This is a genomic window from Streptomyces sp. NPDC104381 (genome assembly GCF_055583745.1).
The window spans coordinates 628333-653297 of sequence record NZ_JBVJNK010000004.1 but is presented as its reverse complement, the minus strand read 5'-3'; the positions used below and the strand labels follow the sequence as shown (position 1 = coordinate 653297).

Genomic DNA, 24965 nt, shown 5'->3' with positions numbered 1-24965 from the left:
TCAGGCCTCCTTGCGAGTGCGGGGATCGAGGAGGGCGTAGGCCATGTCGGCCAGCAGGTTCGCGGCGAGGACCGAGAGCGTGATGATCAGGAAGACGCCCTGCATCAGCGGGTAGTCCTTGGCCCCGACGGCCTGGAAGAGCTGGTAGCCGATGCCCGGGTAGGAGAAGACCATCTCGACCAGCAGGGTCCCACCGACGATGAAGCCCAGGGAGAGGGCGAAGCCGGAGATGTTGGGCAGGACGGCGTTGCGCGCGGCGTAGGAGAACATCACGCGCCGCTCGGACAGGCCCTTGGCCTGCGCGACCATGACGTAGTCCTCGGAGGAGACGGTCACCATCATGTTGCGCATGCCGAGGATCCAGCCGGCGATGGCGCTGAGCACGATCGTCACGCCGGGCAGCACCCCGTGGTAGAGCGCGCTGGAGACGAACGGCCAGTCGAAGGCCGGGACCAGGGAGTTGTCGTACCCTCCGGCGGCCGGGAAGATCTGCCACTTCACCGCGAACACCGCGATGGCGATGAGGCCGAGCCAGAAGTACGGGATGGCGGAGATGAAGGTGGTCACGGGCAGCAGCCCGTCCAGCCAGGAGCCGCGCCGCCAGCCGCTGTAGACGCCGATGCCGGTGCCGAGCAGGAAGCTGATCAGGGTGGTGATGCCGACCAGCGCGAGTGTCCAGGGCAGCGACTGGGAGATCACCTCGCCGACCGGGGTCGGGAAGAAGGTGAAGGACAGCCCGAGGTCGCCGTCGAGCAGGTGCGACCAGTAGTCGGTGTACTGCGACCAGATGGACGCGTTCTCCTCCAGCCCGAACAGCGCCTGGAGCGAGGCGATGGCGGAGGTGTCGAGCTGCCCCTGGTAGCGGCTTATCAGAGCCTCGACGGGATCGCCCGGCATCAGGCGCGGGATCAGGAAGTTGATGGTGATGGCGGCCCACGCGGTGATCGCGTAGAAGGCGATCCGCTGGAGGATGTACTTCACTTGGCTGCTCCCTCGGCGGTCGTGCCGTCGTACAGCCAGCAGGCGGCCCACTGGCCGTCCGCCAGGTCGAAGCGCGGCGGCAGTTCGGTGCGGCAGCGCTCCATGGCCTTCGGGCAGCGGGGGTGGAAGCGGCAGCCGTCCGGCGGGGCGATCAGCGAGGGCGGCTCGCCGCTCCCGGTCTCCTCCTGCGCCTCCTCGTCCGCCACCCGGTCGGGGTCGGGCGCGGAGGCGATCAGCAGCTGGGTGTAGGGGTGCGCGGGGTGCTGGGTGACGGTCTCGCTGTCCCCGCCCTCCACGATCCGGCCCGCGTACATCACCAGGGTCGTGTCCGCGAAGTAGCGGGCGGACGCGATGTCGTGGGTGATGTAGAGGATCGCGAGGTGCAGGCGTTCCTTGAGGTCGCGGAGCAGGTTGAGCACGCCGAGCCGGATCGACACGTCGAGCATCGAGACCGGTTCGTCGGCGAGCAGGACCTGCGGGTCGGCGCCGAGCGCGCGCGCTATCGCGACGCGCTGGCGCTGCCCGCCGGACAGCTCGTGCGGGAACTTGTCCAGGTACTGATGAGGAGGAGTCAGCTGGACGCGTTCGAGCAGAGCGGCCAGATTCGTCTCCAGTTCCGTCTCCCCGCTCCCCGCCCGGCCGTGGATCTTCAGGGCGCGGGTCAGGTGGTAGCGCACGGTGTGCACCGGGTTGAGCGAGGCGAACGGGTCCTGGAAGATCAGCTGGACCTGCTTGACGTATCTGCGGAAGGACCGGCCACGCCCGGCCTTCACCGCCGTGCCGCCCAGGTCGATCTCGCCCGCGGTGAGCGGGTAGAGCTGGGCGAGCAGCCGTGCGACGGTGGACTTTCCGGAGCCGGACTCCCCCACCAGGGCCGTGACGGTGCCGCGCCGGAGCTTCAGCGAGACGTCGTCGACGGCGTGGACGCGGCGGCGTCTGCGGGCGACGAGGTCGCCGGCGGTGCGCCGTACGGGGAAGTGCTTGGTGACTCCGCGTGCTTCGAGAACCACATCGGTCCCGGTGCGCACGTCTGCGGACTGTTCGGTGGTCATGGCCGGTTCTTCCCGTAACTACTTGGCGGGCTTCAGGTTCAGCACGACTTCCAGCGCGTCCGGCTGGGTGTGCTGCGGGGCTGCGTACTGGTCCTGCTCGGTCGGCCAGCCCACCCAGTTCTTCGTGGAGTACTCGGCACCGATCGGGGCCGCGGCGGTCGGGATGAGCGGCGCCTGCTCGACCATGATCTTCTGCAGCGTGTTCATCGCCTTGGTGCGCGTGGCGTCGTCCGCGGCGTTGGCGTACTCCCTCAGCGCGGCGGTCGCCTCGGGGTTCTTGAACCGGCCGAAGTTGCCCGTCTGGGCGGACTTGCCGATGGGCTGGTAGATCGCCTCGTCCATGACGTTCTGGTACATGTCGTACGGCGTGGCACCGCTGTTGGTCCAGTGCAGGGTGGCGTCGAAGTTGCCGGTGGCGACGTCGTTGCCCCAGGCCTCGGCGGTCTGGGTCTTGACCTTGGCCTCGATGCCGAGCTGCTTGATGTTGTCCTTGATGATCGAGAGCCCGGTGATGTAGTCGTTCCAGCCGGCCGGGTCGGTGAAGGTCAGCTCCACCGGCTTGCCGCTCGGGTCCTTCAGGACGCCGCCGCTGAGCTGGAAGCCGGCGTCCTTGAGCAGCGCCTTGGCACCGTCCACATCGGGAGCCGTGGTGGCGCTCTTGTACTCGGGGGCGAGGAACTTCTCGCCGGCGGGCAGCGGGATGCCGGTCGGGCTGGTGATCTCCGGGTAGAGGGTCGCCTGCGCCTGCACGTGGATGGCCTTGCGGTCGATGACCATGGCCATCGCCTTGCGCAGGGCCGGGTTGTCGAACGGCTTGCGGGCGGTGTTGAACCACAGGCCGTGGATGCCGAGCCCGGAGGGGAACCAGAGCTTGTGGTTCTTCGGGTCCTTGGCGACGTACAGCTGCTTGTAGTTCGGCATGAAGACGAACGACCACTCCAGCTTGCCGTTGGCCAGGGCGGTGGTCGCGGCGCTGTTGTCGTTGTACGTGGTGTAGCGCAGCTCCTTGACCTTGGTCTCGCCCTTCCAGTAGCTGGGCGTGGCGGTCAGGGTGGTGGTCTGCGGGGTGAACGTCTTCAGCTTGTACGGGCCGGAGCCGACCGGGGTCCGGTTCGGCCAGGTCTCGGGGTTCTCGACCTTCTCCCAGATGTGCTTGGGCACCACGAAGATCGAGGTGATCTTGTTCTGGTTGACGAACTGGGAGTCCTTGAAGGTCAGGACGACCTTGCCGCCCTCGACCGCGATGCCGTCGAAGGGGATGCCGTCCTTGTTGAGCGCCGGGTGCTTCTTCAGGAGTTCGAAGGTGAAGGCCACGTCCTCGGCGGTCAGCGGCTTGCCGTCGGCCCACTTCGCCCGCTTGTCGAGCGTGAAGGTGACCTTGGTGAAGTTCGCCTCCCAGTCCCAGGCGGTCGCCAGCCAGGGGTCCGCCTTGTCCGAGGGCCGGATCTGGTTGGGCATCGCCAGCGGCTCGTAGACCATGACGCGGTAGCCGAGGACGGCCGCCGCCGAGGTCGCGAGGAACGGGTTGCTGTTGTTCGTCTGCGGCCCGTCGGGCTTGCCGAGGGTCAGTACGCCGGAGGCGCCGGCTCCGCCTCCCTTGTTGGCACCCGAGTTGGCGGACGAGCAGCCGGCGGCGAGCGCGACCACGGCAGTGGCGGCTGAGAGCGCTCTCAACGTGTGACGACGGCGTACGGACATGGCGACTCCAGGAGGACTTCGGGTCTGGGAGATCCGGTGGTGTGGTCAGCGCTCGACGCGCCGGGGTGCGGGGGTTCGTGCGGGTGGTGCGTGCGCCGGGTGCGGCGGTTTCGGGGATGCGGACGGGTGACCGGCGGAGCCGGTTCCGTTACGGCGCCGAGTGGCGCACGACCAGTTCGGTGGGCAGCACGACCGGTCCGTCCGGTACGTCGGTGCCGCCGAGGTGGGAGAGGAGCAGGCGGGCCGCCGCCTCGCCCATCTGACGCGTGGGCTGGTGCACGGTGGTCAGTGGCGGTTCGGTGTGTTCGGCCATCGGGATGTCGTCGAAGCCGACCACCGCGATGTCGTCGGGTACGCGGCGGCCGGCGGCTCTCAGGGCCCGCAGGACCCCGGCCGCGCTGATGTCGTTGAGAGCGAAGACGGAGTCGAACTCCGTCCCGGCCGCCAGGAGTTCCTCCACGACGAGACGGCCGCGGCGCTCGGTGAAGTCGCCGTCCACGACCAGCTCGGTGGGGAGGACCGAACGGAAGCCCGCGAGCCGGTCCCGGACGCAGCCGAAGTGCTGCGGGCCGGTGACGACCAGGGGTCTCGTGCGCCCCGCCGCTCGCAGATGGCGGGCGGCGGACGCGCCTCCCTCGTGATTGGTGGTCACGACGGAGGGGAATTCGGGGTGGTGGCCCCGGTCGTCGATCAGGACGATCGGCAGCCCGGAGCGGTGCAGTTCGGTGAGCTGGTCGAGGGTGTTCTCCGGTTCGACGACGACGAGCCCGTCGAAGGCGCGCGCCGACACCTGGGTGGTGAAGCGCTTGACGGACTCCGCTCCCCGGGTGCACGTGAAGAGCAGCAGCCCGTAGTCGGCCGCCTCGACCGTGTCGACGATCCCCTGGAGCACCTCACCCATCCACGGCCAGGTGAACGAGGGCACCAGCAGCCCGACCGTACGGCTGCGACCGCGTGCCAGACCGACGGCGCCGGAGCTGGGTACGTAGCCGAGGTCCGCAATCACTTCACGAACGCGGGCCGCCGTCGAACCGTCCACTTCGCCCTTGAGGTTGATGACCCGGGACACGGTCGTCTTGCTGACGCCGGCCTCGCGGGCGACATCGGCGATGGTGACACGCAACGGGGCCTCCGGGGACAAGGCGGGACAGAGGGTCGGGTCGGGGTTCGGTACCGGTTCCGGAACCGGTACCGGCGTTGCGGCTGGAGTTAACCCCGCCGGAACAGAGGCGTCAATACTTCACACCGAGATTGGTCCGTACCGATGCTCGCAGCAGTTCCCGTGAGGCTTGCGTTCATTTCTTGAACGACCGAACCTCTTGACGTGAGCACGTAAGAGCAGTTCACTCACGGCTCGTTCGACGGCACTTCCCCACACCCTGCCGAGAAAGGCAGCAGCCATGATCCGGACCAGCAGAACGGCAAGAGTCCTCGTCGCGACGGCCCTCGCGACCGCGGGACTGGCCGGGCTCTCCTCGGGCACCGCCCAAGCCGCGGGCGAGACCGTGAACATCGTGCTGACCACCACGGACGACTCCGGGGGCCGGCATGTCACCCGGGGTCTCCAGACGCAGACACCGACCTCCTTCGGCGCCGGCAACGGCGGCTCCGGCACGAACATCACCGTCGACGAGAACACCCGCTACCAGACCTTCACCGGCGGCGGTGCCTCGTTCACGGACACGGCGGCCTGGCTGCTGAAGGGCAGCGGGGCGCTGAGCCAGGCGACCCGCGACGAGACGATGAAGAAGCTCTTCTCCCCCACCGAGGGCATCGGGCTGTCGTTCGTACGCAATCCGATGGGCGGGTCCGACCTCGCGCGGTTCGGCTACACCTACGACGACATGCCCGCCGGGCAGACCGATCCGAATCTTGCCAACTTCTCGATCGCACACGATCTGCAGGACGTGCTGCCGCTCACCAGGCAGGCCGAGCAGCTCAACCCGGCGCTCACCACGGTCGCCTCCCCGTGGACGGCCCCGGCGTGGATGAAGGACAACGGACAGCTCAACGGCGGCTGGCTGAAGGCCGAGAACTACGGCGCCTACGCGAACTACTTCGTGAAGTACCTCCAGGCGTGGAAGGCCCAGGGCGTCCCGGTCGACTACGTCACCGCCCAGAACGAGCCGACCTGCTGCTCCGGCTACCCGTCGATGAGCTGGAACGGCTCGGGCCTCGCCTACTTCACCAAGAACGAGCTGCTGCCGAAGCTCCAGGGCGCCGGCCTCACCACCAAGGTGCTGGCGCACGACTGGAACTGGGACACCTACGACGCGTACGCCGCCCCGACGGTCGACGACGCGGCGGTGCGCAGCCACCCGAACTTCGGCGGGATCGCCTGGCACGGGTACGGCGGTGACATCGCGAAGCAGACCACCGTGCACGACAAGTACCCCGGGCTGGACGCCTTCCAGACCGAGCACTCGGGCGGCACGTGGATCGCCGACCAGCAGCGCGAGGACATGCTCGACATCATCGGCTACACGCGCAACTGGGCGAAGTCGGTGACCAAGTGGTCGCTGGCCGTCGACCAGAACCGGGGCCCGCACAACGGGGGTTGCGGCACCTGCGACGGGCTGGTCACCGTGCACAACGGGGACGGCAGGCACGGCCAGGTCGACTACACGGTCGAGTACTACACGATGGGCCACCTCACGAAGTACGTACGGCCCGGAGCCTCCCGCGTCGCCTCCACGGCCAGCTCCACCGTGCCCAACGTGGCCTGGCGCAACCCGGACGGCTCGAAGGCCCTGATCGCCTACAACGGCTCCTCGTCGGCCCAGCAGGTCACGGTCAACTGGGGCGGGCAGAAGTTCACCTACTCCCTGCCCGGCCGCACCTCGGCGACGTTCACCTGGTCGGGAACCCAGTCGGGCTCCACGGGCAGCAGCGGCGCCCTCGCGGGCGCGGCAGGCACCTGCCTGGACGCCACGGGCAACACCGGCGCCGACGGCACACCCGTACAGATCTGGTCCTGCACCGGCGCGGCCAACCAGCGCTGGACGATCGGCGGCGACGGGAGCATCACGGTGCTCGGCGCCTGCCTGGACGTCACCGGGGGCTCCACGGCGAACGGAGCAAAGGTCCAGCTGTACACCTGCAACGGGTCGGGCGCACAACGCTGGAGGTACGACGCCGCGACGGGCGACCTCGTCAACACGGCGGCCGACAAGTGCCTGGACGTGACGGACCGGTCCACGGCGAACGGCGCCCGCGTCCAGATCTGGACGTGCACCGGAGCCGCCAACCAGAAGTGGCGACTCCAGTAGCGGACCCGTCCGTGCGACGGCCGGCCCGTCCCGGCGGGGACGGGTCGGCCGTGGGGGTGCTCAGTCCGTCGGCTCGATGCCCGCCCGCAGCAGGCCGTACGTGTACGCGTCCTCCAGGGCCTGCCAGGACGCGGCGATGACGTTCTCGGCGACGCCGACCGTCGCCCAGTCACCGGTTCCGTCGCCCGTGGTGATCAGCACCCGGGTGGTGGACTCGGTGCCGGTGCGGCCTTCCAGGATGCGGACCTTGTAGTCGATCAGCTCCAGCTTGGCGAGCTGCGGGTAGATGCGTTCCAGGCCGACCCGCAGCGCCCGGTCCAGGGCGTTGACCGGGCCGTTGCCCTCGGCGGTGGCGACGATCCGCTCGCCCTTGGCCCAGAGCTTCACGGTCGCCTCGTTGGCGTGGGTGCCGTCGGGGCGGTCCTCGACGATGGCCCGCCAGGACTCGACGCGGAAGTAACGGCGGGGGCGGCCGTCGACCTCGGCGCGGAGCAGCAGTTCGAAGGAGGCGTCGGCGGCCTCGTAGGTGTAGCCCTTGAGTTCGCGCTCCTTGACCCGCTCGACGACACGCTGGACGAGGGCGCGGTCTCCGCCCAGGTCGATGCCGAGCTCCTTGCCCTTGAGCTCGATGGAGGCGCGGCCCGCCATGTCGGAGACCAGCATCCGCATGGTGTTGCCGACCCGCTCCGGGTCGATGTGCTGGTAGAGGTCCGGGTCCACCTTGATCGCGGAGGCGTGCAGTCCGGCCTTGTGCGCGAAGGCGGAGACACCGACGTACGGCTGGTGGGTGGAGGGCGTGAGGTTGACGACCTCGGCGATGGCGTGGGAGATGCGGGTCATCTCGGCGAGCGCGCCCTCGTGCAGGACGGTCTTGCCGTACTTGAGTTCCAGCGCGGCGACGACGGGGAAGAGGTTGGCGTTGCCGACCCGCTCGCCGTAGCCGTTGGCGGTGCACTGCACGTGGGTGGCGCCCGCGTCCACGGCGGCCAGGGTGTTGGCGACGGCGCAGCCCGTGTCGTCCTGGGCGTGGATGCCGAGCCGGGCGCCGGTGTCGGCGAGGACGGTGGAGACCACGGCCTGGACCTGGGCGGGCAGCATCCCGCCGTTGGTGTCGCAGAGGATGACGACGTCGGCGCCGGCCTCATGGGCGGTGCGTACGACCGCCTTGGCGTACTCCGGATTCGCGCGGTAGCCGTCGAAGAAGTGCTCGCAGTCGACGAAGACCCGGCGGCCCTGCTCCCGGAGGTGGGCGACCGTGTCGCGGACCATCTCCAGGTTCTCGTCCAGGGTGGTGCGCAGGGCCAGTTCCACATGGCGGTCGTGGGACTTGGCGACCAGGGTGATCACCGGGGCACCCGAGTCCAGGAGCGCCTGGACCTGCGGGTCCTCGGCGGCGCTGCCGTTCGCCCTGCGGGTGGCGCCGAACGCGACGAGCTGGGCGTGCTCGAAGTCGATCTCCTGCTTGGCGCGGGCGAAGAACTCGGTGTCGCGGGGGTTGGCGCCGGGCCAGCCGCCCTCGATGAAGCCCACGCCGAAGTCGTCCAGATGCCGGGCAATGGTCAGCTTGTCCGCGACCGTCAGGTTGATGCCTTCACGCTGCGCACCGTCGCGCAGGGTGGTGTCGAAGACATGGAAGGTGTCGTCGGGGGCGGTGGCCTTGGTGGTCATGCTGATCTGACTCCTGTCGGGTGAGCGGATCCGGACGAATCGGCTCCACTTGCCCCCATCATCTCGCGTGCCTCGTTCCGGCCGTGGTGTGGGCCGGAAAACGAAAAAACCCCTCGCGGGTGCGAGAGGTCTGCGCGCGGGTCTGGGGCACGATGTCCGCTCCGTACGTGGTGATACGGGACGGTCACTGCGGACCGGCGCGCCTGCTGCCGATAATCATGGCGAACGAGGACACGCCCGCAGTCTGGCACAGCGGCGCTCCCCGGTCCCGGCCCGTCTCAGGATGCGGGCGTGATGTCCGTCGCAGGAGTGCCCCCGCCGGGCGTGAGCGTCTCGTCGGCGTACGCGCTCATCTGGTCCAGGACCTGCCCGCGTCCGGTGCCGGGGATGCCGACGGTGACATGGACGCTGAAGCCGTCCATCAGGGCCCGCAGGCGGGTCGCGGCCCGGCCGGTGTCGACGGCGCGGAACTCGCCGCGCGCGACGCCTTCGGCCAGCAGCTCCACGAGGTCGCGGTGCCAGGCGTCCTCGATGGCGGCCTGCCGGGCGCGGGCGTCGTCGTCGGCGCTCCGGGAGCGGTTCCAGACCTCCAGCCAGAGCGTCCAGTGCGGGTCGCGGTGGCCGTCGGGGACGTACAGGGCGATGTAGGCGTCGAGCCGCTCGCGGGCGGTGCCGGGGCCGGTGAGCAGGGCCCGGCGCTCGGCACCGAGCCGCTCCTCGCTCCACTCCAGGGCCTGGAGGAGCAGCTCGTCCTTGGTCCGGAAGTAGTAGAGGAGGTGGCCGCTGCTCATCCGCACCTCGCGGCCGAGCCCCGCCATGGTCAGCCCGTCGAGCCCGCGCTCGGCGACGGTGGCCATGACGGCGGCGAGCACGTCCTCCCGGGGCGGGGCGATGTTGCGACGGCGCTGGCTACTGGGCACGGTTCAGATCCTGGGCTGTTGCTGCGTGATGCAGTGGATGCCTCCACCACCGGCAAAGATCGTACGGGCGTCGACGGGTGTCACCGTACGGCCGGGGAACAGGTCGCGGAACACGGCCGCCGCCTCGTCGTCCCTGGGGTCGTCGAAGGCGCAGAGGACCACGCCGTCGTTGCAGAGGTAGTGGTTGATGTAGGAGTAGTCGGCCCAGGCGCCGTCGGGGTCGGTGAGCACGGTGGGGGCCGGGACCTCCAAGACCTCCAGCGGGCGGCCCCGCGCGTCGGTGGCGGCGCGCAGGATCCGGACGGTCTCCCGGGTGATCCCGTGGTCCGGGTGGGCAGGGTCGGGCTGGACGTGGGCGACGACGACGCCGGGGCGGGCGAACGCGGCGACGATGTCGACGTGGCCGAGGGTGCCGTACGTCCCGTAGTCGCCGGACAGACCGCGCGGCAGCCAGATCGCCTTCTCGGTGCCGAGGCGGGCGTGGATCTCGCCCTCGACGGCCTCCCTGGTCCAGCCCGGGTTGCGCTCCTTGCCCAGCTGGACGGTCTCGGTGAGCAGCACGGTGCCCTCGCCGTCCACATGGATCGCGCCGCCCTCGTTGACCAGGGGCGAGCTGTGCACGGGCACCCCGGCCAGCTCGGCGACGCCCCGCGCGATGTGCCGGTCGTGCTCCCAGCGGGCCCAGCCCTGGGCGCCCCAGCCGTTGAACGTCCAGTCCACTGCGGCGAGTTGCCGGCCGTCGGTGACGAAGGTGGGGCCGATGTCCCGCATCCAGGCGTCGTCGAGCGGGCGTACGGCGGTCTCGACGTCCGGTCCGAGGAGCTCCCGGGCGCTGTCCTCCTGGCCGGGGCCGGTGATCACGGTGACGGGCTCGAAGCGGCGTACGGCGCGGGCGACGGCGGCCCAGGCCCGGCGTGCCTCGTGGAGTTCGGCCGGGGTGGCGAAGGTGGGGTTGGGGCCCGGCCAGGCCATCCAGGTGCGCTCGTGGGGGGCCCACTCGGGCGGCATGCGGAAGGTCATGGCGGGTCCTAGAGGAAGTAGAGGCGGTTGAGGGAAACGGACTCGGCGGCCGGGGAGCGCAGGGGCTCGCCGTCGAGGGTGACGAGGCCGGTCCCGCCGTCGACGCCGACGGTCCCCGTACGGGAGTTGAGGAGCAGGTCCGCCGGTCCGATGGAGCGGGTGCCCCGGACCGCGACCCGGCGGCGGCGGGTGGGCATGAGGTCGGTGCCCAGCTGGGTGGCGGCCTCCGCGACGAAGGCGACCGAGAGATCGGCGGCCGTCGCACCGTAAGCGCCGAACTGCGGCCCCAGGACGAGGGGTTCACAGGTGTCCGTGGCCGCGTTGGGGTCGCCGGTGACGCCGTACGCGGGGAAGCCGGACTTCAGGACCAGCTGGGGCTTCGCGCCGAAGAACTCCGGGCGCCACAGGACGATGTCGGCGAGCTTCCCCGGCCCGATGGAGCCGACCTCGTGCGCGATGCCGTGGGCGATGGCGGGGTTGACCGTGAGCTTGGCGATGTAGCGCAGCACCCGGGCGTTGTCGTCGCCGGGCCCGTCGCCCTCCAGGGGGCCGAGCTCGGCCTTCATCTTCGCGGCCATGGCGAAGGTGCGGCGTACGGTCTCCCCGGCGCGGCCCATGCCCTGCGCGTCGGACGAGGTGATGCCGATGGCGCCCAGGTCGTGCAGGACGTCCTCGGCCCCCATGGTGCCCGCCCTGATCCGGTCGCGGGCCATGGCGGCGTCGCCGGGGAGGTCGGTCTTGAGGTCGTGGACGGAGACGATCATCCCGTAGTGCTCGGCGACCGCGTCGCGGCCGAAGGGGAGCGTCGGGTTGGTGGAGGACCCGATGACGTTCGGGACCCCGGCCATCTTCAGCACGTTGGGGACGTGTCCGCCGCCGCAGCCCTCGATGTGGAAGGCGTGGATCGTACGGCCTTCGAGCACGCTCAGGGTGTCCTCGACGGAGAGGCACTCGTTCAGTCCGTCGCTGTGCAGGGCCACCTGGACGTCGTGGTCCTCGGCGACCCGCAGGGCGGTGTCCAGGGCGCGGGTGTGGGCGCCCATGTCCTCGTGGACCTTGAAGCCGCAGGCCCCGCCCTCGGCGAGGGCCTCCACCAGCGGTGCCTCGTGGGAGGACGAACCGCGGGCCAGGAAGCCTATGTTGACGGGCCAGGCGTCGAAGGCGCCGAAGGCGTGGCGCAGGGCCCACGGGGAGTTGACGCCGACGCCCCAGACCGGGCCGAACTCCTGGCCGATGATCGTGGTGACCCCGGAGGCCAGGGATGCCTCCATGATGCGCGGGGAGAGCAGGTGGACATGGGGGTCGACGGCTCCGGCCGTCGCGATCATGCCCTCGCCGGAGACGATGGTGGTGCCGGTGCCGACGACCACGTCGACCCCGTCGAGGGTGTCCGGGTTGCCGGCCCGTCCGATCGCGGCGATCCGGCCCTCCCGGATGCCGATCGAGACCTTCCGGATGCCCAGCACCGCGTCGATGACCAGCACGTTGCTGATGACGACGTCGCAGGTCTCCCGGACGGCGGCGGCCTTGAGGTGCAGCCCGTCGCGGGCCGTCTTGCCGAAGCCGGCGAGGAATTCGTCGCCCTGCCGCTGGGAGTCGGACTCCACGCGGACGGTCAGCCCGGAGTCACCGAGCCTGACCCGGTCCCCGGCGCGCGGGCCGTGCACGGAGGCGTACTCGTACGGGTCCATCAGCGCTCCTCCCCCGCTCCGAGGTAGCCGCAGGCCGCCGCTCTGCGCAGCGCCTCCTCCTTCGCGCCCGGCGCGTCCAGCGGTCCGTCGACGAGCCCGGCGAAGCCGATCGCGACCCGGTCGCCGCCGAGGGGGACGAGCGCCGCCTCGGCGGTCTCCCCCGGGCCGAAGCGGACCGAGGAGCCGGCCGGCACGCCGAGCCGCATCCCGTACGCCGCCGCGCGGTCGAAGTCGAGCCGGGGGTTGGCCTCGAAGAAGTGGAAGTGGGAGGTCACGCTGACCGGGACCGTCGCGGTGTTACGGACGGTGAGCCGCACGGCGGGTTCCGGTTCCGGCGTCGCGGGTCCGGGGAGGAGCGCGCCGGGGGCGTCGTCGCCGAGGCCGCCGCCGTCGAGGGGGCCGCTGACGACCGCGAGCCGGGAGCCGTCGTCGAAGACGGCCTCCACCTGGACCTCGGTGACCACGTCGGCCACGCCCGGCAGCACGTCGTCCGGCCCCAGCACGGCACGGGCCGCCTCGATCGCCTCGGCCAGCCTGCGTCCGTCCCTGGCCGCCTCGCAGACGGTGTCCGCGATCAGGGCGGTCGCCTCGGGGACGTTGAGCCGCAGGCCACGGGCGCGCCGGGCCCGGGCCAGCTCGGCCGCGCCGAAGAGCAGCAGCCGGTCGCGTTCGGTCGGGGTCAGTCGCACGTCACGGACCTCCTGGTCGGAGCGGTGGAGCCTTGGAGCACTGGAGCACTGGAGCCTTGGAGCGTTGAGCGTTGGAGCAGCACTCTAACCAGGTTTTGAGCGACGCTCAAAACACACGGGGCGGCGACGCGGGGACGACGAAGGCCGCGCCCCTGGTCGGGGCGCGGCCTCAGTGGGTACGGCGGGGTGGCTAGCCGAGCTCGTGCATCCAGCCGTGGGTGTCCTCGACGACGCCGCGCTGGATGTCCAGCAGGCGCTCGCGCAGCTTGAGGGTGACCTCGCCCGGGGTGCCGTCGCCCTGGGTCCACTCGCCGGCCGCGGACTTCACGGTGCCGACGGGCGTGATGACGGCGGCGGTGCCGCAGGCGAAGACCTCGGTGAGGGTGCCGTTCTCGGTGTCGGCGCGCCACTGGTCGATGGAGACGCGGCCCTCCTCGGAGGCGTAGCCGAGGTCGCGGGCGACGGTGAGGAGGGAGTCACGGGTGACCCCGGCGAGCAGCGAGCCGGTGAGGGTCGGCGTGACGATCTTCCTGCTGCCGTCCTCCTGCCCGTAGACGAAGTAGAGGTTCATCCCGCCGAGCTCCTCGACCCACTTGTGCTCGACGGCGTCGAGGTAGGCGACCTGGTCGCAGCCGCGGGCGGCGGCCTCGGCCTGGGCGAGGAGGGAGGCGGCGTAGTTGCCGCCGGTCTTGGCGTCGCCCATGCCGCCGGGGACGGCGCGCACCCGGTCCTGGGAGAGCCAGATCGAGACCGGCTTCACACCGCCGGGGAAGTAGGCGCCGGCGGGCGAGGCGATGACGAGGAAGAGGTACTCGTTGGCCGGCCGGACACCGAGGCCCACCTCGGCGGCGATCATGAAGGGGCGCAGGTAGAGGGACTCCTCGCCGCCGTGCGCCGGGACCCAGGCCTGGTCCTGCTGGACCAGGGCGTCACAGGCCTCGATGAAGGTCTCGACGGGCAGCTCCGGCATCGCGAGCCGGGCGGCGGAGCGCTGGAAGCGGGCGGCGTTGGCCTCGGGGCGGAAGGTGGCGACCGTGCCGTCGGGCTGCCGGTAGGCCTTGAGCCCCTCGAAGATCTCCTGCGCGTAGTGCAGCGTCATGTTGGCCGGGTCCATGGACAGCGGCCCGTACGGCACGAGCTGGGCGTCGTGCCAGCCGCGGCCCTCGGTCCAGCGGATGGTCACCATGTGATCGGTGAAGTAGCGGCCGAAGCCGGGGCTGGCCAGGATCGCCTCGCGCTCCGCGTCGGACAGCGGGTTCGAGGAGGGCTTGAGCTCGATCGTGGGCGTCGTCATGAGTGCGTGTCCTTCACCGGTCTTGTGTGTGATGGACCGCGCTCACGCCCGCTCCCGCCCGGGGTCCGGGCGGGTTGTAGGACGTCCGAGCTCTACCGCGAGCCGCGGTCCCGCGTTCGATTATCTCCCGGGGGCGGCTCTGCACGAAATGATGCGATTGCGGTGTCGTTCACGGGGACGCTGACGCGACACGCGAACGCGGTCCTGAGGTCGATGGTGGCACCCGGGGACCGCGAGATGAAGCCGCCGGGTGCGGTTGCGACCCGGCGGCTTCGAAGTGGAGACGTCGGGTCAGCTCGCTACGCGTACCGCGAGCGCGTCGCCGATCTCGTCGGTGGTACGTGCGCTCTGCCCGTCGCGCTCCGCGAGGTCGGCGGAGACGGCCTCCTCGATGCGCGCGGCCTCGGCCTCGTAGCCGAGGTGGCGCAGCAGGAGGGCGACGGAGAGGATCGTGGCCGTCGGGTCGGCCTTGCCCTGGCCCGCGATGTCGGGCGCGGTGCCGTGCACCGGCTCGAACATGGACGGGAAGGCGCCCGTCGGGTTGATGTTGCCGGACGCGGCCAGGCCGATGCCGCCGGTCACGGCGGCGGCCAGGTCGGTGAGGATGTCGCCGAAGAGGTTGTCGGTGACGATGACGTCGAAGCGCTCCGGCTGGGTGACGAAGAAGATCGTCGCGGCGTCGACGTGCAGGTAGTCGGTGGTGACCTCGGGGAACTCGGCCGCGACCTTGTCGAAGGTGTTCTTCCACAGGTGGCCGGCGTGCACGAGGACGTTGTTCTTGTGGACCAGCGTCAGCTTCTTGCGCGGGCGGGCGGCGGCACGCGCGAAGGCGTCCCGCACGACACGCTCGACGCCGTAGGCGGTGTTGACGCTGACCTCGGTGGCGACCTCGTGCTCGGTGCCCGTGCGCAGGGAACCGCCGTTGCCCGTGTAGGGGCCCTCGGTGCCCTCGCGGACGACGACGAAGTCGATCTCGGGGCGGCCGGCCAGCGGCGTCGCGGTGTTCGGGAAGAGCTTCGACGGCCGCAGGTTGATGAAGTGGTCGAAGGCGAAGCGCAGCTTCAGCAGCAGCCCCCGCTCCAGCACGCCCGACGGCACGGACGGGTCGCCGATGGCGCCGAGCAGGATGGCGTCGTGGCCCTTGAGGGCCTCAAGCTCCGCGTCGGGGAGGGTCTCACCGGTGCGGTGCCATCGCTGGGCGCCGAGGTCGTACTCCTTGGTCTCCAGCTTCACATCCTGCGGGAGAACAGCGTTGAGAACCTTGAGGCCCTGGGTGACGACCTCCTGGCCGATACCGTCGCCGGGGATCACTGCGAGATCGATGCTGCGAGACATACAGGCACCCTAGCTTCCGTCCCACCCCATGACATTCGACGTCCACGATGCGGACAACGCGGGCGGGCGCCATGGGGCGGGAGCGCGGCCTCAGTGGCCCGTCGAACCGCCGTTGTCCCGGCGGTCGAGGGCCCGCTGCAGGGCCGCGGCGGCGTTCTTGCGCTCCGACTCGGAGCGGGAGGTGTGGCGGACGCGACGGACGGTGGTCTCGGCCATGGGGGATCGACTCCTTGAGATCGCGTGGATTTCGAGATCGGGATTTCGCGCAACGGATATCGAGATCGGGGGATTTCGAGGCGCCGGAAGGGGCGGGGAGCGGATGCCGCAGGGGTTGCCTGCTCGGGGCACACTCACGCACGCCGGTCGCTGGATCAGCGATTCGTTCGGCTCCTACAAAGCTAGGACAGCTCGGGCCATCTGTCTCTACAGATACTCGGACTTCCTACTATCTGAGACGGCGGAGTTCACGGACCCCTCCGCCCGGCCTCAGAACTCCACGGTGAGCTGCGCCTCGACATGGGCGCGCAGCACGCCGGCCATGTCCGTGGCGCAGTCGCTGAGCAGCCACTGCACCTGGAGCCCGTCCATCAGGGCGATCAGCTGCCGGCCCGCGGCGGCGGGGGCCACACCGGTCCGCAGCGCCCCTTCCAGGCGCGCCTGTTCGTAGGCGAGCTGCGCTCCCGCCACGGAGTTCTCGTAGCGGCGTACGAAGTAGGCGTGGGCGGGGTGGTCGGCCGCCGTCGCCTCGGCGGAGACCACCGAGAACAGCTCGACGATCCCGCGCCGCGAGGAGTTGAGCTCCGCGAGCTCCGCGAACCGCCGCAGCCGTCCGACGCCCGTGGTGCCGCCGAGCGAGAGCCATTCGTCGTCCACGTCGTCGCGGTGCTCCAGCACGGCGAGCAGCAGCGCCTCCTTGGTCGGGAAGTGGTGCAGCAGACCGGTGTGGGAGATGCCGCAGCGGGTTGCGATCACCCGTAGCGACGCGCCCCGGTAGCCCGCCTCACCGAACAGGGACATGGCCTGGTCGAGGATCTCGCGCCGCTTCGCACGGCCCTTCGCGTAGCCGCGCCGCGCTTCGGCCGTCACTCGCCACTCTCCCGGTCCGCCGGCCTCGCCCAGGCCGGCCCTTTCGGTGCGTCGGTCTCCCGTTGAGCCCTCCGGAGGATCGGCCCCCGGAGATTCGACCGCCGGAGATACTTACCAGGTGGTCGGTATTAACTCTATGGTGAGAGGGAACCGTGTCGCGAAAGGACCCCCCGTGGCCCCCTCCCTGCCCTATCTCGACCCCGCGCTCCCCGTGGCTGAGCGGGTCGCCGATCTGCTCGGGCGCATGACGCTGCCCGAGAAGGTCGGCCAGATGCTCCAGCTGAACGCCAAGGAAGGGGTGCGGCACTTCGTCGAGGACCTGCACGTGGGGTCGATCCTGCACACCTCGCCGGAGCGGGTCCTGGAGGCCGCGGAGCTGACCGACCGGTCACGGCTGGGCATCCCCCTGCTGGTCGCGGAGGACTGCATCCACGGCCACTCCTTCTGGGAGGGCGCCACGATCTACCCCACCCAGCTCGGCATGGCCGCCACCTGGGACGCCGGGCTGGTGGAACGGATCGCGCGGGCCACGGCGGTGGAGGTGGCCGCGACCGGCGTGCACTGGACGTTCTCCCCGGTGCTCTGCATCACCCGGGACCTGCGGTGGGGCAGGGTCAGCGAGACGTTCGGCGAGGACCCCCACCTGATCGGGGAGCTGGCGTCGGCGATGGTGCGCGGCTACCAGGGCGACGGCCTGGCCGACCCGACCGCGATCCTGGCCTCGGCCAAGCACTTCGCGGGGTACTCCGAGACGCAGGGCGGCCGCGACGCCAGCGAGGCGGACATCTCGCGGCGCAAGCTGCGGTCCTGGTTCCTGCCGCCGTTCGAGCGGGTCGCCCGGGAGGGCTGCCGGACGTTCATGCTCGGCTACCAGTCCATGGACGGCGTGCCGATCACGGTGAACGACTGGCTGCTCAACGAGGTGCTGCGCGAGGAGTGGGGCTACACCGGCACGCTGGTGACCGACTGGGACAACGTCGGCCGCATGGTGTGGGAGCAGAAGGTGTACGCCGACTACGCGCAGGCCGCCGCGGCGGCGGTCCGCGCGGGCAACGACATGGTGATGGCGACCGAGGGGTTCTTCGAGGGCGCCCTCGAAGCCGTCGGCAACGGCACGCTGGACGAGACCGAGATCGACGCGGCCGTACGCCGCGTCCTGACGCTCAAGTTCGAGCTCGGCCTGTTCGAGAACCCGCGCCGCCCCGACGCCGCCCGCCAGACCGAACTCATCGGCAGCGACGCCCACGCCGCACTGAATCTGGAGGCGGCCAGGCGCTCGCTGGTGCTGCTGACCAACGACGGCACGCTGCCGCTGGCCGGCGGGGCGACGGCGGGCGACGACGGCCGGGCCACCGGTGCCCCCGGTCCCCGTACGGTCGCGGTGATCGGACCGAACGCGGACGACGCGCAGACCCAACTGGGCGACTGGGCGGGCTCGTCGGGCCAGGTGGACTGGCTCCCGGACGGCCAGCCGCGCGCCATGATCCGTACCGTCCTCGACGGCTTCCGCGCGCACGCGCCCGCCGACTGGACCGTCTCGTACGCGCCGGGCGCCAGGATCCTCCATGTCGGCGCGGACCCGGAGGGGCAGTTCTTCCCCGACGGCCAGCCCCGCCCCGAGGTGGTCATCCCCGCCGAACCGGACGCCGCACTGATCGGCGAGGCGGTCGCCGCCGCCGAGGCCGCCGATTACGTCGTCGCCGTGGTCGGCGACCGCATCGAGCTGGTCGGCGAGGGCAAGTCCACCGCCACCCTGGATCTCGTCGGTGACCAGGTCGCGCTGCTCGACGCGCTGGCCGCGACCGGCAAGCCGCTGGTCGTCGTGGTCATCAGCTCGAAGCCGCTGGTGCTCCCGCCCTCCGCCCTCGGCGCCGCCGCGATCCTGCACGCGTTCAACCCGGGCATGCAGGGCGGCCGCGCGGTGGCGGAGGTCCTGCTGGGGCTCGTCGAGCCAACGGGCCGGCTGCCCCTCTCCTTCGCCCGGCACGCGGGCCAGCAGCCGACGTACTACAACCAGATCCGGGGCCAGCACGGCTCCCGGTACGCCGACCTCACCCAGCGTCCGGCGTTCGTCTTCGGCGAGGGCCTCAGCTACACGACCGTCGCCTACTCCGGTCTGGAGGTGCTCACGGCGGACGTCGGGGTGGACGACACGGTGCGGGCGCGCGTGACCGTCCACAACACGGGTGAACGCCCGGCCGTGGAGACCGTGCAGGTGTACGTCAGCGACACCGTGACGTCGGTGACCTGGGCCGAGAAGGAGCTCAAGACCTACCGGCAGCTGACGCTCGCCCCGGGTGAGGAGCGCGAGGTCCTGCTGGAGCTGCCGGTCGCGGAGTGCACCCTCGTGGACGCGGCGGGCCGGCGGGTCGTCGAGCCGGGCGCCTTCGAGCTGCTGGTCGGCCCGTCCTCCAGCGACGACGTCCTGCTGCGCGCAGGGTTCACCGTGAAGGGCTGAGACCGGCCCGGACATGGAAACCGCCTCCCGGCCGGCGGGGGGAGCCGGTCGGGAGGCGGAGTTCTGGGGGCGTCGGCCCTGCCGGGGATCAGCCCTGGTGGGGGTAGGTGTACTCGGTCGGCGGGACCAGCGTCTCCTTGATGGCGCGGGTCAGCGTCCAGCGCTGCAGGTTCTGCGGGGCGCCCGCCTTGTCGTTGGTGCCGGAGCCCCGGCCGCCGCCGAAGGGCTGCTGGCCGACGACGGCACCGGTCGACTTGTCGTTGATGTAGAAGTTGCCCGCGGCGTAGCGGAGCTTCTCCATCGTGTACGCGGCGGCCGCGCGGTCGTTGGAGATGACGGCGCCGGTCAGCGCGTAGTCGGAGACCGACTCCATCTGCTCCAGCATGGCGTCGTACTTCTCGTCCTCGTAGACGTGCACGGCGAGGATCGGGCCGAAGTACTCGGTGGTGAAGACCTCGTTGGCCGGGTCGTCGCAGACGATGACCGTCGGGCGGACGAAGTAGCCGACGGAGTCGTCGTACGTGCCGCCCGCGACGATCGTGCACGTCGGGTCGGCCGCGGCGCGGTCGATCGCGGCCTTGTTCTTCGCGAAGGAACGCGCGTCGATGACGGCGCCCATGAAGTGCGACAGGTCGGTGACGTCACCCATGGTGATGGAGTCGACCTCGGCCGCGAACTCCTCCTTGAAACCGGAGTTCCAGATGGAGGCCGGGACGTACGCACGGGAGGACGCGGAGCACTTCTGGCCCTGGTACTCGAAGGAGCCACGGGTCAGCGCGGTCTTCAGCACGGCGCGGTCGGCGCTCGGGTGCGCGACGACGAAGTCCTTGCCGCCGGTCTCGCCGACGAGCCGCGGGTAGGTGCGGTAGTTGGCGATGTTGTTGCCGACCGTCTTCCACAGGTGCTGGAAGGTGGGGGTCGAGCCGGTGAAGTGGACACCGGCCAGGTCGCGGTGGTTCAGCGCGACCTCGGAGACGGCGATGCCGTCGCCGGTGACCAGGTTGATGACGCCCTTGGGCAGCCCGGCCTCCTCCAGGAGCTGCATGAGCAGCACGGCGGCGTGGGTCTGCGTGGGGGACGGCTTCCACACCACGACGTTGCCCATGAGGGCCGGCGCGGTGGGCAGGTTGGCGGCGATGGCCGAGAAGTTGAACGGCGTGATCGCGTAGACGAAGCCCTCCAGCGGGCGGTGGTCCATGCGGTTCCACACGCCGGGCGAGTTCGCCGGGGGCTGCTCGGCGAGGATCTGGCGCGCGTAGTGCACGTTGAAGCGCCAGAAGTCGACGAGCTCGCAGGGACAGTCGATCTCGGCCTGCTGGGCGGTCTTGCCCTGGCCGAGCATCGTGGAGGCGGCCAGCGTCTCGCGCCAGGGGCCGGACAGCAGCTCGGCCGCGCGCAGGATGATCGCCGCGCGGTCGTCGAAGGACATGGCGCGCCAGGCCGGAGCGGCGGCCAGGGCCGCGTCCACGGCGTCCTGGGCGTCCTGCTCGGTGGCACCGGCGAAGGTGCCGATGACGGCCTTGTGGTTGTGCGGCTGCACGACGTCGACGCGCTCGCCGCCGCCCATGCGCTTCTCGCCGCCGATGGTCATCGGCAGGTCGATCGGGTTCTCGGCGAGCTCCTTGAGCTTCGCCTCCAGGCGGGCCCGCTCGGCGGAACCGGGGGCGTAGGAGTGGACCGGCTCGTTGACCGGCGCGGGGACCTGGGTGACGGCGTCCATGAGTGCCTTGTCTCCTTGATGTCGGCGGGGGGTGTGGGTCGGCCCGGGGGCCGCTCAGCCCTTGGTGAGGATCGAGCGGCCGAAGAACAGCAGGTTGGCCGGCTTCTCCGCGAGGCGGCGCATGAAATATCCGTACCAGTCGGTGCCGTACGCCGTGTAGACGCGCATCCGGTGGCCCTCGGCCGCGAGCCGGACGTGCTCCTCGCTGCGGATGCCGTACAGCATCTGGAACTCGTACTCGTCCAGTTTGCGCCCGGCCTGGCGTGCGAGCTCCTGGCCGATGGCGATGAGACGGGGGTCGTGGGAGCCGATCATCGGGTAGCCCTCGCCCAGCATCAGCGTCTTCAGGATGCGGACGTACGCCTTGTCGATCTCCGGCTTGCTCTGGTACGCGACGGAGGCGGGCTCCTTGTAGGCGCCCTTCACCAGGCGGACCCGGCTGCCGGCGGCGGCGAGGCGGCGGGCGTCGGCCTCGGTGCGGAAGAGGTAGGACTGGATCACGCAGCCGGTCTGCGGGAAGTCCTTCCGCAGCTCCTCGTGGATGGCGAACATCGAGTCGAGGGTGGTGTGGTCCTCGGCGTCCAGGGTGACCGTGGTGCCGATCGCGGCGGCGGCCTCGACGACGGGGCGCACGTTGGCGAGGGCCAGCTCATGGCCGCCCGGGAATTCGGGGGCGGGCCCGGAGGGCTCTCCGTCGAGGGCGGTGGCGGGCGACGGGAGGGACTGGCCGAACATCGAGAGCTTGACGGACATCTCGGCGCGGGCGCCGAGCCCGAGCTCCTTCAGGCGGCCGATGAGCTCCAGATAGGCGTCGCGCGCGGCGGCGGCCTGCTCCGGGGTGGTGATGTCCTCGCCCACGACGTCGAGGGTGACCTCCAGGCCCTTGGCGGCCGCGTCCTGGATGACGGGGACGACCTGGTCGACGCCCTCACCGGCGATGAAGCGGTCGACGACCTGCTTGGTGCCGGGCGCGGCCGAGATGAAACGACGCATCTTGTCGCTGCGTGACGCGGCGAGAATCACGGGACCCAGCACGGGGCACCTCCACGGAGTACGAACGAGGCCGGAACGGTACGGATGTGAACGGACCGGGACGGCACGGAGAACCACTGTGAAATCTAGGGACCCGTGTACCCGCCTGCCATCGACAGCTGTCACGCATCCGTGTACTGGATCTCAGACATATGTCTGAAGGGGTGCGAGAATGGCGGGGTGAAGGGCGATTACCAGGAGCTGGTCGACGAGATCTCCGCGCTGCTCAGCGCCCCCGCGACCCTGGAGAACCGCGATTTCGGCCTGGTCGCCTTCGGGGCGCACGACAGCGACGACGACACCGCCATGGACCCCGTCCGTACGCGCTCGATCCTCACCCGGCGCTCCACCCCGGCGGTCCGCGCCTGGTTCGAGGGCTTCGGCATCACCCGGGCGACGGGCCCGGTCCGCATCCCGGCGGCCCCGGAGGCCGGGGTGTTCCTGGACCGCATCTGCCTTCCGGTACGCCATCGGGGTGTCGTCCTGGGGTACGTCTGGCTGCTGGACGCGGACCCGGGGCCGACCGACGGGCAGCTGGCCGCGGCGATGGACGTGGCGGCCCGGATCGGCGCGCTGCTCGCCGACGAGGAGCGGGCCGGCGCGGACCTGTCGCGGGAGTTCGGGGCGGTGCTCGTCGCGGGGCGCGGCTGGCAGCGCGACATGGCGGTGGCCGCGCTGCACGAAGCCCTGGGCGCCGACGCGGACGGGCTGCACACGGTGGTGTGCGTGACCCCGTGGCCGGGCGGAACCCCTGCCGTGCGTACGGTGCCGTCGGCGGCGGCCCTCGCCACGGTGCCCTGGGCCGGCGGTCAGGCCCTGGCCGCCCTGGTCCGGCTGCGTTCCGCCGAGGCGCGCGACCCGGCGACGACGGCCGCGGAGCGGCTGCGCACCGCCGCCGGGCCCGGAGCGACCGGGGGCCTCGCCGCCGCCCGCCGTGGCCTGGCGGAGCTGGCCGACTCCTGGCACGAGGCGCTGTCCGCCGCCCGCGCCGCCTCGGCGGAGGCCCGCTTCGGCCCGGTCGCCGACTGGTCGGCCATCGGCCCGTACCGCCTGCTGGCCGCCCTCCCCCGCACCCCGGACCTCGTGCCGGACCCGGCGGTCCGTCCGCTGCTCGCGCCGCCCCACGCCGAACTGGCCCGTACCGCCGAGGTGTTCCTGGACTGCGCGGGCCAGGCGAGCCGGACGGCCACGGAGCTGGGGATCCACCGCCAGACGCTCTACTACCGGCTCGCCCGGGTCCAGCAGCTCACCGGCCTCGACCTGAACGACGGCGAGGACCGGCTGCTGCTGCACATGGCGCTGAAGCGGGCCCGCCTCTGAGGGCACGTACGACCGCGCCCGGCGGACAGGTCTCGCTCTGTCCGCCGGGCGCGGTCGTGTGGACGGAGTCCGGTCAGTCGGTGAGGTTCACCGAGCGGGCCGACGTGGCGCCGATCTCGTCCGCGATCTCGTTGAGGACCGACTGCGGGATGGTGTCGTCGACGGTGAGGACGACCAGCGCCTCACCGCCCGCGTCCTGCCGCGAGACCTGCATGCCGGCGATGTTCAGCCCGGCCTCGCCGAGGATCTTGCCGACCGCGCCGACGACGCCGGGACGGTCCTCGTAACGCAGGACGACCATGTGGTCGGCGAGCGCCAGGTCGACGTCGTGCTCGCCGATGGCGACGATCTTCCGGAGGTGCTTGGGGCCGGCCAGCGTGCCGGAGACCGCGACCTCCTCGCCGCTCGACAGGGTGCCGCGGACGGTCACCACATTGCGGTGGTCCGGCGACTCGGAGCTGGTGGTGAGGCGGACCTCGACACCGCGCTCCTGCGCGAACAGCGGGGCGTTGACGTAGCTGACGGTCTCGTCGACGACGTCCTCGAAGACGCCCTTGAGCGCGGAGAGTTCGAGCACCTTCACGTCGTGCTGGGTGATCTCGCCGTACACCTCGACGTCGAGGCGGGCCGCGACCTCGCCCGCGAGCGCGGTGAAGATCCGGCCGAGCTTCTCGGCGAGCGGGAGGCCGGGGCGCACGTCCTCGGCGATGACCCCGCCCTGGACGTTGACCGCGTCCGGCACGAGCTCACCGGCCAGCGCCAGGCGGACGGACTTGGCGACGGCGATGCCCGCCTTCTCCTGCGCCTCGTCGGTGGAGGCGCCGAGGTGCGGGGTGCAGACGACCTGGTCGAACTGGAACAGCGGGGAGTCCGTGCAGGGCTCCTTGGTGTACACGTCCAGACCGGCGCCGGCGACCCGGCCCTCCTTGAGGGCGGAGGCGAGCGCCTCCTCGTCGACGATGCCGCCGCGCGCGGCGTTGACGATGCGCACGGAGGGCTTCACCTTGTGCAGCGCGTCGTCGCCGATCAGGCCGAGCGTCTCGGGGGTCTTGGGGAGGTGCACCGTGATGAAGTCGGAGACCTCGAGCAGCTCGTCCAGCGTGAGGAGCTTGACGCCCATCTGCGCCGCGCGGGCGGGCTGCACATAGGGGTCGTACGCGACGATCTTCATGCCGAAGGCCGACATGCGCTGGGCGACCAGGACGCCGATCCGGCCGAGGCCGACGACGCCGAGGGTCTTCTCGCTGAGCTCGACGCCCGTGTACTTGGACCGCTTCCACTCGCCGTTCTTCAGGGCGGTGTTGGCCTGCGGGATGTTGCGCGCGGTGGCCACGAGCAGACCGCAGGCGAGCTCGGCGGCGGTGACGATGTTGGACGTCGGCGCGTTGACGACCATCACGCCGGCCTTGGTGGCCGAGGAGACGTCGACGTTGTCCAGACCGACACCCGCGCGGGCGACGACCTTGAGCTGCTTCGCGGCGGCGATGGCCTCGGCGTCGACCTTGGTGGCGGAGCGCACCAGGATCGCGTCGACGTCGGCGATCGCGGGGAGGAGTTCGGCGCGGTCCGCGCCGTTGCAGTGCCGGATCTCGAAATCCGGACCCAGGGCGTCGACCGTGGCGGGCGACAGCTCTTCGGCGATGAGTACGACAGGTTTCGAGCTCACGTGTGTCCTCACAAGTCCAGTGCGGACGGCCGTCCCGACGGCCGCAGGCGGTGGAGGGGCTAGCCG

At 71.0% G+C, this 24965-nt stretch carries 19 protein-coding genes; 3 read left to right on the top strand and 16 right to left on the bottom strand.

All coding sequences use genetic code 11. The features are described from left to right. The 4 genes from ACZ607_RS16705 to ACZ607_RS16690 all read right to left on the bottom strand — a co-directional run bounded on the left by ACZ607_RS16705 (position 1) and on the right by ACZ607_RS16690 (position 4854). Positions 1-981 carry an ABC transporter permease gene (locus tag ACZ607_RS16705; RefSeq protein ID WP_129265617.1) on the bottom strand — a complete coding sequence of 327 codons (981 nt, stop codon included), beginning with the start codon at positions 979-981 and terminating at the stop codon, positions 1-3. Next, positions 978-2033 (bottom strand): ABC transporter ATP-binding protein, encoded by a 1056-nt coding sequence (locus ACZ607_RS16700; protein ID WP_469735415.1) that lies wholly within the window; start codon positions 2031-2033, stop codon positions 978-980. Before ACZ607_RS16700 ends, ACZ607_RS16705 begins: the two co-directional genes overlap by 4 nt. Positions 2034-2051: 18 nt before the next feature. Next, positions 2052-3731: an ABC transporter substrate-binding protein gene (locus ACZ607_RS16695; protein ID WP_469735414.1), complete on the bottom strand. Its 1680-nt coding sequence runs from the start codon at positions 3729-3731 to the stop codon at positions 2052-2054. A 148-nt stretch (positions 3732-3879) separates the two neighbouring features. Beyond that, positions 3880-4854, bottom strand: a complete 975-nt coding sequence (locus tag ACZ607_RS16690) for a LacI family DNA-binding transcriptional regulator (RefSeq protein ID WP_469735413.1) — start codon at positions 4852-4854, stop codon at positions 3880-3882. Between the two features lie 277 nt (positions 4855-5131). Between ACZ607_RS16690 and ACZ607_RS16685 the strand changes: the two genes are divergently transcribed. Beyond that, a complete protein-coding gene (locus tag ACZ607_RS16685; RefSeq protein ID WP_469735412.1) occupies positions 5132-7000 on the top strand; it encodes a ricin-type beta-trefoil lectin domain protein in 1869 nt (622 codons plus the stop codon). Between the two features lie 60 nt (positions 7001-7060). Here ACZ607_RS16685 and cimA read toward each other — a convergent pair whose 3' ends face one another. The 9 genes from cimA to ACZ607_RS16640 all read right to left on the bottom strand — a co-directional run bounded on the left by cimA (position 7061) and on the right by ACZ607_RS16640 (position 16703). After that, positions 7061-8668, bottom strand: a complete 1608-nt coding sequence (gene cimA, locus ACZ607_RS16680; RefSeq protein ID WP_469735411.1) for a citramalate synthase — start codon at positions 8666-8668, stop codon at positions 7061-7063. A gap of 278 nt (positions 8669-8946) precedes the next feature. Continuing rightward, positions 8947-9588, bottom strand: coding sequence for a TetR/AcrR family transcriptional regulator (locus ACZ607_RS16675; protein WP_469735410.1), 642 nt, complete (start codon positions 9586-9588; stop codon positions 8947-8949). A 3-nt stretch (positions 9589-9591) separates the two neighbouring features. Further along, complete coding sequence (locus ACZ607_RS16670; RefSeq protein ID WP_469735409.1) at positions 9592-10608, bottom strand: agmatine deiminase family protein; 1017 nt, start codon at positions 10606-10608, stop codon at positions 9592-9594. A gap of 8 nt (positions 10609-10616) precedes the next feature. After that, a complete protein-coding gene (locus tag ACZ607_RS16665) occupies positions 10617-12299 on the bottom strand; it encodes an urease subunit alpha (protein WP_469735408.1) in 1683 nt (560 codons plus the stop codon). Then, positions 12299-12988, bottom strand: a complete 690-nt coding sequence (ureA, locus tag ACZ607_RS16660) for an urease subunit gamma (RefSeq protein ID WP_469735407.1) — start codon at positions 12986-12988, stop codon at positions 12299-12301. Before ureA ends, ACZ607_RS16665 begins: the two co-directional genes overlap by 1 nt. Positions 12989-13178: 190 nt before the next feature. Further along, positions 13179-14282 (bottom strand): branched-chain amino acid aminotransferase, encoded by a 1104-nt coding sequence (locus ACZ607_RS16655; RefSeq protein ID WP_469735406.1) that lies wholly within the window; start codon positions 14280-14282, stop codon positions 13179-13181. A 291-nt stretch (positions 14283-14573) separates the two neighbouring features. Further along, positions 14574-15617 carry a 3-isopropylmalate dehydrogenase gene (locus ACZ607_RS16650; protein WP_469735405.1) on the bottom strand — a complete coding sequence of 348 codons (1044 nt, stop codon included), beginning with the start codon at positions 15615-15617 and terminating at the stop codon, positions 14574-14576. A gap of 90 nt (positions 15618-15707) precedes the next feature. Continuing rightward, positions 15708-15833 carry a hypothetical protein gene (locus tag ACZ607_RS16645; RefSeq protein ID WP_099174318.1) on the bottom strand — a complete coding sequence of 42 codons (126 nt, stop codon included), beginning with the start codon at positions 15831-15833 and terminating at the stop codon, positions 15708-15710. Positions 15834-16103: 270 nt separating this feature from the next. Then, on the bottom strand, positions 16104-16703 hold the full coding sequence (locus tag ACZ607_RS16640) for a TetR/AcrR family transcriptional regulator (RefSeq protein WP_469735404.1): 600 nt from the start codon (positions 16701-16703) through the stop codon (positions 16104-16106). Positions 16704-16839: 136 nt separating this feature from the next. On the opposite strand from ACZ607_RS16640, the gene ACZ607_RS16635 reads away from it, so the two are divergent. Further along, entirely contained in the window at positions 16840-19161 is a 2322-nt protein-coding gene (locus ACZ607_RS16635; protein WP_469735403.1) for an exo-beta-d-1,3/1,6-glucosidase, read from the top strand. A gap of 88 nt (positions 19162-19249) precedes the next feature. Here ACZ607_RS16635 and pruA read toward each other — a convergent pair whose 3' ends face one another. Together pruA and ACZ607_RS16625 are read right to left on the bottom strand one after the other, a co-directional pair. Continuing rightward, positions 19250-20881, bottom strand: a complete 1632-nt coding sequence (pruA, locus tag ACZ607_RS16630) for an L-glutamate gamma-semialdehyde dehydrogenase (protein WP_469735402.1) — start codon at positions 20879-20881, stop codon at positions 19250-19252. A 54-nt stretch (positions 20882-20935) separates the two neighbouring features. After that, on the bottom strand, positions 20936-21916 hold the full coding sequence (locus ACZ607_RS16625; RefSeq protein WP_469735401.1) for a proline dehydrogenase family protein: 981 nt from the start codon (positions 21914-21916) through the stop codon (positions 20936-20938). Positions 21917-22093: 177 nt separating this feature from the next. Between ACZ607_RS16625 and ACZ607_RS16620 the strand changes: the two genes are divergently transcribed. Then, positions 22094-23233 (top strand): PucR family transcriptional regulator, encoded by a 1140-nt coding sequence (locus ACZ607_RS16620; protein WP_469735400.1) that lies wholly within the window; start codon positions 22094-22096, stop codon positions 23231-23233. Positions 23234-23306: 73 nt separating this feature from the next. Here ACZ607_RS16620 and serA read toward each other — a convergent pair whose 3' ends face one another. Next, entirely contained in the window at positions 23307-24899 is a 1593-nt protein-coding gene (serA, locus tag ACZ607_RS16615) for a phosphoglycerate dehydrogenase (RefSeq protein WP_469735399.1), read from the bottom strand. Positions 24900-24965: the final 66 nt, after the last annotated feature.